Genomic DNA, 11,478 nt, shown 5'->3' with positions numbered 1-11,478 from the left:
GTTGTGTGTTGTTTGAGAACTGCACAGTGGACGCGAGCATCTTTGTTGTAAGTAATGAAGAGCGTACGGTGGATGCCTTGGCACCAGGAGCCGATGAAGGACGTAGGAGGCTGCGATAAGCCTCGGGGAGCTGTCAACCGAGCTGTGATCCGAGGATGTCCGAATGGGGAAACCCAGCACGAGTGATGTCGTGTTACCCGCGCCTGAATATATAGGGCGTGTGGAGGGAACGTGGGGAAGTGAAACATCTCAGTACCCACAGGAAGAGAAAACAACCGTGATTCCGTGAGTAGTGGCGAGCGAAAGCGGAAGAGGCTAAACCATGGGTGTGTGATAGCCGGCAGGTGTTGCATTCGTGGGGTTGTGGGGTTCATTTTGTCAATGCTGCCGTGTTGGCCAACAGTAAGAAATCATGAGGTTAGTGGAAGTGGTCTGGAACGGCCTGTCGTAGAGGGTGAGAATCCCGTACACGAAAACTTTGTGACTGTTGTAATGGAAACCCAAGTAGCACCGGGCCCGTGAAATCTGGTGTGAATCTGTCGGGACCACCCGATAAGCCTGAATACTCCCTGGTGACCGATAGCGGACTAGTACCGTGAGGGAAAGGTGAAAAGTACCCCGGGAGGGGAGTGAAATAGTACCTGAAACCGTGCGCTTACAATCCGTCAGAGCCTTTGCACACTTCGGTGTGGGGGGTGATGGCGTGCCTTTTGAAGAATGAGCCTGCGAGTTAGTGGCATGTCGCGAGGTTAACCCGTGTGGGGTAGCCGTAGCGAAAGCGAGTCCGAATAGGGCGATCATAGTGGCATGCTCTAGACCCGAAGCGGAGTGATCTACCCATGGCCAGGTTGAAGCGACGGTAAGACGTCGTGGAGGACCGAACCCACTTAGGTTGAAAACTGAGGGGATGAGTTGTGGGTAGGGGTGAAAGGCCAATCAAACTCCGTGATAGCTGGTTCTCCCCGAAATGCATTTAGGTGCAGCGTCGCGTGTTTCTCACCGGAGGTAGAGCTACTGGATGGTCTAGGGGGCCCACAAGCTTACCGAAATCAGCCAAACTCCGAATGCCGGTGAGTGAGAGCGCGGCAGTGAGACTGCGGGCGATAAGGTTCGTAGTCGAGAGGGAAACAGCCCAGATCGCCAGCTAAGGTCCCTAAGCGTGTACTAAGTGGAAAAGGATGTGGGGTCGCGAAGACAACCAGGAGGTTGGCTTAGAAGCAGCCACCCTTGAAAGAGTGCGTAATAGCTCACTGGTCAAGTGATCCTGCGCCGACAATGTAGCGGGGCTCAAGTACACCACCGAAGCTGCGGCATTCACGCAATAGCCCCCAGTTGATCCAAGGATTTTCTGGCAGGTGTGTGGATGGGTAGGGGAGCGTCGTGTGGCCATGGAAGCGGCAGGGTGACCTAGCCGTGGAGGCCACACGAGTGAGAATGCAGGCATGAGTAGCGAAAGACGAGTGAGAAACTCGTCCGCCGAATGACCAAGGGTTCCTGGGCCAGGTTAATCCGCCCAGGGTGAGTCGGGACCTAAGACGAGGCCGACAGGCGTAGCCGATGGACAACGGGTTGATATTCCCGTACCCGTGTGAACGCGCCCATGGTGAATCAGTGATACTAACCGTCCTGAAGCCACGAGAAGACCTTCGGGTCTCGAGTTGGTGGATGCACGGGACCTGATCTGGTAGTAGCCAAGCGATGGGGTGACGCAGGAAGGTAGCTGGGCCGGTCAGTGGTAATACCGGTGTAAGCGTGTAGGGCGTGACCTAGGCAAATCCGGGTCACACATAGCCTGAGACGTGATGCGTAGCCGATTGAGGCGAATTCAGTGATCCTATGCTGCCGAGAAAAGCCTCTAGCGAGCTTTCACACGGCCCGTACCCCAAACCGACACAGGTGGTCAGGTAGAGAATACTAAGGCGATCGAGATAACTATGGTTAAGGAACTCGGCAAAATGCCCCCGTAACTTCGGGAGAAGGGGGGCCCTGTCTGGTGACGACATTTACTGTCTGAGCTGGGTGGGGCCGCAGAGACCAGTGAGAAGCGACTGTTTACTAAAAACACAGGTCCGTGCGAAGTCGTAAGACGATGTATACGGACTGACGCCTGCCCGGTGCTGGAAGGTTAAGAGGACCGGTTAGTTCTTCGGAGCGAAGCTGAGAATTTAAGCCCCAGTAAACGGCGGTGGTAACTATAACCATCCTAAGGTAGCGAAATTCCTTGTCGGGTAAGTTCCGACCTGCACGAATGGCGTAACGACTTCTCAGCTGTCTCAACCGTAGACTCGGCGAAATTGCATTACGAGTAAAGATGCTCGTTACGCGCGGCAGGACGAAAAGACCCCGGGACCTTCACTACAGCTTGGTATTGGTGTTCGGTTCGGTTTGTGTAGGATAGGTGGGAGACTGTGAAACGGTGACGCCAGTTATCGTGGAGTCGTTGTTGAAATACCACTCTGATCGAATTGGACCTCTAACCTCGGACCATGATCTGGTTCAGGGACAGTGCCTGGTGGGTAGTTTAACTGGGGCGGTTGCCTCCCAAAATGTAACGGAGGCGCCCAAAGGTTCCCTCAGCCTGGTTGGCAATCAGGTGTCGAGTGCAAGTGCACAAGGGAGCTTGACTGTGAGACTGACAGGTCGAGCAGGGACGAAAGTCGGGACTAGTGATCCGGCACCGGCAAGTGGAAGCGGTGTCGCTCAACGGATAAAAGGTACCCCGGGGATAACAGGCTGATCTTCCCCAAGAGTCCATATCGACGGGATGGTTTGGCACCTCGATGTCGGCTCGTCGCATCCTGGGGCTGGAGTAGGTCCCAAGGGTTGGGCTGTTCGCCCATTAAAGCGGCACGCGAGCTGGGTTTAGAACGTCGTGAGACAGTTCGGTCTCTATCCGCCGCGCGCGTAAGAAACTTGAGGAAGGCTGTCCCTAGTACGAGAGGACCGGGACGGACGAACCTCTGGTGTGCCAGTTGTTCCGCCAGGAGCACCGCTGGTTAGCTACGTTCGGAAGGGATAACCGCTGAAAGCATCTAAGCGGGAAGCCTGTTCCAAGATGAGGTTTCTCACCCCCTCGAGGGGGTAAGGCCCCCGGCAGACCACCGGGTTGATAGGCCAGAACTGGAAGTACAGTAATGTATGCAGGTGACTGGTACTAATAGGCCGAGGACTTACCACAAAGAAGCTACGCGTCCACTGTGCGGTATCTGAAACAACACACAGATACCTTGAATTCGATTCCCCATCATTCACCAACATTCTTGTTGGTGGGTGTGTGGAGGATCTGGTTCACGGTTAGTTACTGTGACAGTTTCATAGAGTTACGGCGGTCATAGCGAAGGGGAAACGCCCGGTCCCATTCCGAACCCGGAAGCTAAGCCCTTCAGCGCCGATGGTACTGCACTCGACAGGGTGTGGGAGAGTAGGACACCGCCGAACACCCGTTAACCGAAAGGGGACCCAACATACTGGGTCCCCTTTCGTGCGTTGTATGAAAGGAAAGACTGTGTCGGAGAATGGCGACGAGCGTCGGTCCTTCCGTGGGGGAGGAGCGCCTCGTTCAGGTGGCCCCCGTCGTGACAACGACGGGCGTGGTCCCCGAAGCAGCGGTGGCGGCGACCGCCGCAGCGGCGGAGACAGAAGCGGCGGATCGCGTCGTGGCGGCGAGGGTGGATTTACCCCTCGTGGACGCGACGGTGACCGCAATCAGCGTCAGGCAGCACGCCCTGACGAACCCGATCTACCAGACAACGTAGAACCGACCGAACTTGATCCGGCTGTTCGTCGTGATCTGCTGAGCTTGGACAAGGACAACGCCAACACAGTTGCGCGTCACCTCGTCATGGCCGGCAAGTTGGTCGACGAAGATCCGGAACTTGCACTGCTCCATGCCCGTGCTGCCCGTCAGCGCGCCGGCCGAATCGCGGTTGTTCGTGAAGCTGCCGGAATCACTGCGTATCACGCCGGTGAATGGGCTGAAGCATTGTCCGAGCTGCGTGCAGCTCGTCGTATGGCCGGCGGTCCTGGACTTATTGCAGTGATGGCTGACTGCGAACGCGGATTGGGTCGCCCCGAGCGGGCGATCGAACTCGGTCGTAGTGACGAAGCCAAACTGCTGTCGGGTGATGAAGCGTCGGAGCTTCGGATGGTCGTAGCAGGCGCCCGGATGGATCTCGGCCAGTTCGATCAGGCCGTTGTCACCTTGCAGACTGCCGATCTTGATGCAAAGCGCACCGGTGCGTCTGCTGCCAGGCTGTTCTACGCCTACGCCGACGCACTTGTTGCGGCCGGCCGCGTCGAAGACGGTCTGAAGTGGTTCCTCAATGCTGCAGCAGCAGATCTCGAGGGCGATACGGATGCAGAAGAGCGGGTGGCGGAGCTGTCCGGAGAAGATCTGTGACGGTTCTTCGCAGCCAGTACGACGTACTTCTGCTCGATCTCGATGGGACGCTCTACGCGGGCGCTCACGCGATTCCTGGTACCCAGAGTGCTCTGGGCCAGGGATCGCAAGCGCTCTACTACGTGACCAACAACGCGAGCCGGTCGCCGTCGGACGTGTCTGCGCATCTGACCGAACTCGGCTTCGATTCTGTCGACGACCGGGTTGTGACAAGTTCACAGACGGCTGCCCGTTTGCTTGCCGAACGGGTCGCTCCCGGGTCTGCGGTCCTTGTTGTCGGTACCGAAGCGCTTGCCGACGAGGTGACTCGGGTCGGACTGCGTCCGGTTCGTGAGTTCGCCGAATCTCCAGTTGCCGTCGTACAGGGGCATTCGACCGCAACCGATTGGTCGATCCTCGCCGAGGCCTGCCTCGCAATTCGCGCAGGCGCACTGTGGGTGGCGGCCAATCTCGACACCACGCTGCCTTCCGAGCGTGGTTTGGTGCTCGGAAACGGTTCGATGGTCGCGGCGCTGCGCGCAGCGACCAAGGTAGAACCATTGGTGGCCGGCAAGCCCGCGGCCCCGCTCATGAACGATGCATTGCTCCGCAGCGGTTGCACCAAACCGTTGGTCGTCGGCGATCGCCTCGATACGGATATTGAAGGCGCGCATGCTGTTTCGATCGATTCACTGCTTGTTCTGACCGGTGTCAGTACACCCGCTGATGTTCTGCGCGCTCCACTCGAACAGCACCCCACCTACATTGGTGCAACGCTGGACGCACTGAACCAGCCTGCCGCCTTGTCGAAGGTCGGCACAGACTCGAAGTGGACCATCTCCGCGTCCGGGACGGCACTGGTCGTGGACGGGCCGATGGTGGGAGACGAGACGTCGCTGCTGCGCGCACTCGCTCCCGTGGCATGGGAACATCCGGCATTCGAAAACGTCAAGGCATTGGACGCCGATGTGCAACGCGTCGTAGATTTGTGGTTGGCGTAAATTCTCGCAAGAGTGTTCGACTCGCGGGGTGGGGATGTGTGCGCAACCAATGGTCATGCACTAGCGTTGTGCGCGATGAGCACCCCGATATCGAACAACAAAAACACGAGCCCTGGCACCGGAGTGCCCGGGCCGTCGCGAGGTGTTGACCCGGAGCGTATTCGGTCCGACGTCGACGCTTTGCTCGTGAGTCTCGGGCAACTCGATCAGGATCCGAACGATCAGCACGGAGCAGGCGTGATTCCACACAAGGCGCAACTACTGGAACAAGCACACGAGGTGCTGGTCCAAGCACTGGCGTCTGTGGACAGGGTCTGACATGGCACGTAGAGCACGTGTGGATGCTGAACTCGTTCGTCGTGGATTGGCACGTTCACGCGATCATGCACAAGAGTTGATCTCGGCCGGCCGGGTCCTCATCTCGGGTGCCGTTGCCACCAAACCAGCTACGGCCATCGAAGCCGGAACACCGCTGCGCGTGGTCGAGGTCGAGCAGGAAGTCTCTTGGGCCTCCCGAGGAGCACACAAACTGATTGGCGCTCTTGACACTTTCGGCGAATCAGGGCTGAGCGTCGAGGGGCGTCGCTGCCTGGACGCCGGTGCCTCGACCGGTGGATTTACCGACGTTCTGTTGACCCGCGGTGCCAAAGAAGTGGTTGCTGTCGACGTCGGATACGGCCAATTGGTGTGGCGACTGCAGTCGGACGAGCGGGTTCACGTCATCGACCGCACCAATGTCCGCGCCATCGACGCCGAAACCATCGGTGGGACCGTCGACATGGTTGTTGCCGACCTCTCGTTCATCTCTCTCAAGCTTGTGCTCCCGGCATTTGTCGCGTGCACCGCAGACGGCGCCGATCTTGTTCCTATGGTGAAGCCGCAGTTCGAGGTCGGCAAGGATCGAGTCGGGGCAGGTGGGGTTGTTCGTGACCCTGAGCTTCGGATTTCCGCTGTCCTCGAAGTGTCCGAAGCTGCCGCCAAGGTGGGCCTGCGTACCGCCGGTGTTGTTGCGAGTCCGCTGCCCGGCCCGTCCGGAAACGTCGAGTACTTCCTGTGGCTCAAGAAGGAAACCGAGCCGCAGGAGCAGGCTGACGATGCGCCGTCGGTCGAGGATCTGATCCGCAGAGCTGTAGAGGAAGGTCCGCAGTGAATGCAACTGCCGGAGGTGAGTCACGCGAAATTCTCCTGGTGGCACACCCGGGTCGCCGTGATATCGCCGAAACTGCCCGACGAGTCGGAAAGATCTTCGAGAGCGCGGGCATTGGCCTGCGGGTGCTGGTCGACGAAGCTGACAGCTCGCGTATCGAGGCAATGACTGCGCCTGAGGGATTCTCGGCGCCGGATCTTGATGTGACAGTTGTTCACCCAGGTCCCGAAGCGGCAGTCGGATGCGAGATGGTTCTGGTTCTCGGCGGCGACGGCACCTTTCTCCGTGCCGCGGAGTTGGCTCAGGAAGCGTCGATTCCGGTTCTCGGAATCAACCTCGGACGCATCGGGTTCCTGGCGGAGACCGAGGCCGAGCATCTCGAAGAGGCTCTCGCGCAGGTAGTCCGCAAGGAATACCGCGTGGAACACCGGATGACGTTGGACGTTGTGATTCGCGTCGATGACGAGATAATCGATCGCGGGTGGGCTCTCAACGAGGCGAGTATCGAAAACCGCTCGCGTCTGGGTGTTCTCGAAGTGGTTCTCGAAGTTGACGGGCGGCCGGTGTCGGCATTCGGCTGCGACGGTGTGCTGGTGTCCACGCCGACGGGGTCGACGGCCTATGCGTTTTCTGCCGGTGGTCCGGTGGTGTGGCCGGAACTCGAAGCGCTACTTGTGGTTCCGAGCAACGCTCACGCACTGTTCGCGCGTCCACTCGTCACCAGTCCGGAGTCTCTGATTGCGGTGGAGACCGTTGCCGGCAGTCACGACGGGTTGGTGTTCTGCGACGGTCGCCGCACGCTGGAACTGCCTGCGGGCGGACGCGTCGAGATTGTTCGGGGTGCCACTCCGGTCAAGTGGGTACGACTGGATTCGGCGCCGTTTGCCGATCGGATGGTGCGAAAGTTTGAATTGCCGGTGACCGGGTGGCGGGGAAGGAAGCCTTAAAACGTGCTCGCAGAGATCCGAATCGACAGCCTGGGTGTGATCTCCGAGGCGTCAGCGCAATTCCACGAGGGATTGACCGTCCTGACCGGTGAGACCGGTGCGGGTAAGACGATGGTTGTCACCAGCCTGCACTTGCTCAGTGGTGCGCGAGCCGATGCCGGGCGGGTGCGCTTGGGCGCCTCCCGCGCAGTTGTCGAGGGCAGGTTCGTCACGGACTTGTCGCCGGCGTCGGAACGAGAGATCGCGCGGATCCTCGAGTCGTCCGGTGCCGAGCGTGACGAGGACGGCAGCATCATCGCGGTCCGTACCGTCGGTAGCGACGGACGATCGCGAGCTCATCTCGGTGGTCGCAGCGTTCCGGCCGGTGTGCTCTCGGAGTTCACCGACCCGTTGTTGACCGTGCACGGCCAGAACGATCAGCTCCGCCTGCTTCGTCCCGACCAGCAGCGTAATGCTCTGGATCGCTTCGGCGACAAGACAATCGGAACGCTCCTGACGCGCTACCGGAAGCATCGCCGTGAATGGCTCGACGCTCGTTCGGAACTGATCGAACGCACGTCGAAGGCCCGCGAACTGGCGCAGGAAGCGGATCAGCTGACCTTCGCACTCAACGAAATCGACGGTGTTGCACCGGAACCGGGCGAGGACGCCACCATCGTGGCAGAGGTTCGGCGCCTCAGTGATCTGGATTCGTTGCGCTCGGCAGCCGAGGAAGCACATGCAGCGCTCGCCGGTAGTGACGACATGGCCAGTGCTGATGTCGGAGTCTCGCCCGCACTGGATCTGATGTCGGAGGCCAGGGCGCGGATCGAGTCCGTCGTCGATTCCGATTTGGACGGATTGGGTGCGCGGCTGGCCGATGCCATCGCGGTTGTCACCGATGTAGCCGGCGATCTCAATACCTACCTCGCTGGATTACCGTCTGATCCGGGTGCTCTGAACACACTGCTGTCACGTCAATCCGAACTGAAGACGCTGACGCGCAAGTATGCCGCTGACGTCGACGGAGTTCTGGAATGGGCCGACACTGCTCGCACTCGGCTGTCCAAACTCGACGTATCGTCGGATGCTCTCGGATTGTTGAGCAAGCAGGTCGAGGAATCCGCCGCATTGACCGCAGATGCGGCCACCAAACTCAGCGCGGCGCGAGTGAAGGCGGCTGCAAAGTTGTCGAAAGCCGTCAGTGCGGAATTGGCCGGACTGGCGATGGGCCGGGCCGGTTTGGAAGTCAGCGTCCGGCAGCAGGTCGCCGGCCCTCAGGATTCGGCTCCGCTGAACGTCGGGGGAGTGGAATTGCATGCCGGTTCCGGTGGCGTAGACGAGGTGGCGTTCCGGTTGTCGGCTCATAGCGGCGCTCCGTCGTTGCCGATCAGTAAAAGCGCGTCGGGCGGTGAACTCTCACGCGTGATGCTCGCCTTGGAAGTTGTTCTTGCCGGTAGCGACACGGGCGCGACGATGGTGTTCGACGAAGTGGACGCCGGAGTCGGTGGTCGTGCGGCCGTCGAGATCGGTCGCCGATTGGCCAAACTTGCTCGGACACATCAGGTGATTGTGGTGACGCACCTTCCGCAAGTGGCGGCATTCGCTGATACCCATCTCGTAGTCGACAAAGTCGACGACAAGGGCGGCGTCGTCAGCAGTGGTGTTCGGACACTCTCGGACAGCGATCGAGTCGTGGAACTGGCCCGGATGTTGGCCGGTTTGGACGATACTGAAACGGGTCGTGCGCACGCCGAGGAACTGTTGGAAATAGCCAATGCGGCACGCGTCACAGATTGAACAATACGTGGTGCAGTTGTGGTTGATGTGGTAGTTGGTTCGGCGCGCCTCCACCGATAGCGGCAGGTTCGGGTTCATCATCGAAGCCATGAAGATGCCCGCATTGCTCTCCCGTAACACCACGTCGTTGCCAGGGATCAGCGGCATCGCCAGGGTCGATCGGAATACGGCCAAGCTTTTACGCCGTGTCGGTCCCGGGGATATCGTCGTCCTGGACGAACTCGACATCGACAGGCGAACAGCCGACGCTCTGGTGAAAGCCGGAGTGCTCGCGGTTGTCAACGCATCGCCGTCCATCTCCGGTAGATACCCGAACCTCGGCCCGGAGGTGATCGTCGCCAACGGCATCGTCCTGATCGACGCGCCGGACGGCGAGGTATTCAAGTCGATCAAGGACGGCAGCAAGATTCGCCTGCACGAAGGCGAGGTCTTCAACGGAACAAAGAGCCTCCTCAAGGGTGAGGAACAGTCCGAGGCCGAGATCTCCGACCGGATGATCGAGGCAAAAACCGGGCTCGTCGACCACCTCGAAGCGTTCTCCGGCAACACAATCGAGTTCATCCGAACCGAGAGTCCGCTCCTCATCGACGGTATCGGCGTGCCAGACGTCGACATCAATCTCAAGGACCGCCATGTCGTGGTGGTGTCCGACGGGCCCGATCACGAGGCGGATCTCAAGAACCTCAAGCCGTTCATCAAGGAGTACTCGCCGATCATGATCGGCGTCGGTGCGGGCGCCGATGTACTGAGCAAAGCCGGCTACCGCCCCGACCTCATCGTGGGCGACCCGGAAGAAATCACCAGCGCCACTCTGAAGTCCGGCGCCGAGGTGGTTCTGCCTGCAGACCAGGACGGTCATGCTGCCGGCCTTTCGCGTATCCAGGATCTCGGCATCGGAGCGATGACGTTCCCGGCAACGGGGTCACCGACGGATCTGGCTTTGTTGCTTGCGGACCATCATGGCGCGTCGCTGATCGTGACGGTCGGTAACGTCGTCTCGCTCGACGAATTCTTCGATCGTGCTCGCCGCGAAAGCAATCCGTCGGCGTTCATGACCAGACTCAAGGTCGGTCCGAAACTTGTCGACGCCAAAGCCGTCGCAACGCTGTATCGCAGTCGGGTATCCGGGGGAGCTATTGCTCTTCTGGTGCTCGCCGCACTGGTCGCGGTGATCGTCGCGCTGGTCGTATCCAATGCCGGTAGTGAAGTTCTCGACTGGGCAATCGCAACATGGAACAGCTTTGCGCTGTGGGTTCAGGGGCTCTTCAAGTGATTTCTATGCGTCAACACGCAATTTCGATTGCGGCTATTTTCTTGGCACTCGCTATCGGCGTTGTTCTGGGATCCGGAATGTTGTCGAGTGGGCTGCTCTCCGGCCTGCGCGACGACAAGGCTGATCTGCAGAACGAGATCGAAAATCTTAACGAACAGAACAATCATCTCGAAGAGCAACTCAACTCCGCCGACGGTTTCGACTCGGCCGTGGGCGGACGCGTCGTACGTGATTCCCTCGCCGGTCGGACCGTTGTGCTGGTGACCGCACCCGACGCTGATCCGAGCGATCTGGACGGTGTCACGCGATTGATCGCGGCATCGGGCGGCGCCGTGACGGGTCGCGTGTCGTTGACGGATTCGTTTGCCGACGCCAGCGGCGGTGACCGTCTGCGGACGGTCGTGAACAACGTGATCCCCGCGGGCATCACTCTCAAGACGGGAGCGGTCGACCAGGGAAGCCTCGCCGGTGACCTGCTCGGATCAGTCCTTTTGCTCAACGGATCGACCAGTGAGCCGCAGAGCACGCCGGACGAGCTGAATCTGGCTCTCGACACGTTGCGCAGCGCAGGTTTCGTCACGTACGACGGCGTCGTCAAGCCGGCTCAGCTCGCGGTGGTCCTCACGGGCGACAACGCATCGGACGACGGGGCCTCCGGTAATCGCGGCGCCGTGATCGCCCGCTTTGCCGGTGCGCTGGACGGACGCGGCGCAGGAACGGTCCTGGCGGGTCGACCGGGCTCGGCCGATGGCAATGGTCCGATTGCGGTTGTACGGGCCGATGCGGCGCTCTCAGCGGGTCTGACGACTATCGACAACGTTGATCGTGAAGCCGGGAAGATCACTACCTCGCTGGCTTTGCAAGAGCAGTTGAACGGCGGAGCAGGGCGGTACGGAACCGGCCCGGGAGCCGCGGCGATCACCGTCGGTGCACCCGCGAGTTGATACCCCGGT

Annotated in this window: 8 protein-coding genes and 2 rRNA genes; all 10 read left to right on the top strand. The window is 60.1% G+C overall.

All coding sequences use genetic code 11. From position 1 onward, the window contains the following. Positions 1–45 precede the first annotated feature (45 nt). The 10 genes from CJ178_RS06610 (at position 46) to CJ178_RS06565 (ending at position 11,469) form a co-directional block, all read left to right on the top strand. Positions 46–3,178: ribosomal RNA gene (locus CJ178_RS06610) — 23S ribosomal RNA — on the top strand. A gap of 143 nt (positions 3,179–3,321) precedes the next feature. After that, positions 3,322–3,438 (top strand): 5S ribosomal RNA (gene rrf, locus CJ178_RS06605). A 67-nt stretch (positions 3,439–3,505) separates the two neighbouring features. Next, the gene (locus CJ178_RS06600; RefSeq protein WP_245006025.1) at positions 3,506–4,399 is read left to right on the top strand and encodes a hypothetical protein; all 894 of its coding nucleotides are present in this window, start codon (positions 3,506–3,508) and stop codon (positions 4,397–4,399) included. Continuing rightward, positions 4,396–5,379 (top strand): HAD-IIA family hydrolase, encoded by a 984-nt coding sequence (locus CJ178_RS06595; protein WP_095886396.1) that lies wholly within the window; start codon positions 4,396–4,398, stop codon positions 5,377–5,379. Before CJ178_RS06600 ends, CJ178_RS06595 begins: the two co-directional genes overlap by 4 nt. A 75-nt stretch (positions 5,380–5,454) precedes the next feature. Continuing rightward, entirely contained in the window at positions 5,455–5,697 is a 243-nt protein-coding gene (locus CJ178_RS06590; protein ID WP_033231881.1) for a hypothetical protein, read from the top strand. 1 nt (position 5,698) lies between these two features. After that, positions 5,699–6,529, top strand: coding sequence for a TlyA family RNA methyltransferase (locus CJ178_RS06585; protein ID WP_045067874.1), 831 nt, complete (start codon positions 5,699–5,701; stop codon positions 6,527–6,529). Then, complete coding sequence (locus tag CJ178_RS06580; protein ID WP_033231883.1) at positions 6,526–7,473, top strand: NAD kinase; 948 nt, start codon at positions 6,526–6,528, stop codon at positions 7,471–7,473. Before CJ178_RS06585 ends, CJ178_RS06580 begins: the two co-directional genes overlap by 4 nt. Positions 7,474–7,476: 3 nt before the next feature. Continuing rightward, entirely contained in the window at positions 7,477–9,252 is a 1,776-nt protein-coding gene (gene recN, locus CJ178_RS06575; RefSeq protein WP_095886395.1) for a DNA repair protein RecN, read from the top strand. A gap of 88 nt (positions 9,253–9,340) precedes the next feature. Further along, positions 9,341–10,525, top strand: coding sequence for a putative cytokinetic ring protein SteA (gene steA, locus CJ178_RS06570; RefSeq protein ID WP_033232172.1), 1,185 nt, complete (start codon positions 9,341–9,343; stop codon positions 10,523–10,525). Next, positions 10,522–11,469, top strand: a complete 948-nt coding sequence (locus tag CJ178_RS06565; RefSeq protein WP_033231885.1) for a copper transporter — start codon at positions 10,522–10,524, stop codon at positions 11,467–11,469. The genes steA and CJ178_RS06565 overlap by 4 nt, the downstream gene beginning before the upstream one ends. The last annotated feature ends 9 nt before the right edge of the window (positions 11,470–11,478 follow it).

It is taken from the genome of Rhodococcus sp. ACPA4, from assembly GCF_002300185.1.
GTDB classification, from domain to species: domain Bacteria; phylum Actinomycetota; class Actinomycetes; order Mycobacteriales; family Mycobacteriaceae; genus Rhodococcus_F; species Rhodococcus_F globerula.
This window is presented reverse-complemented; position numbering and strand designations above follow the sequence as displayed.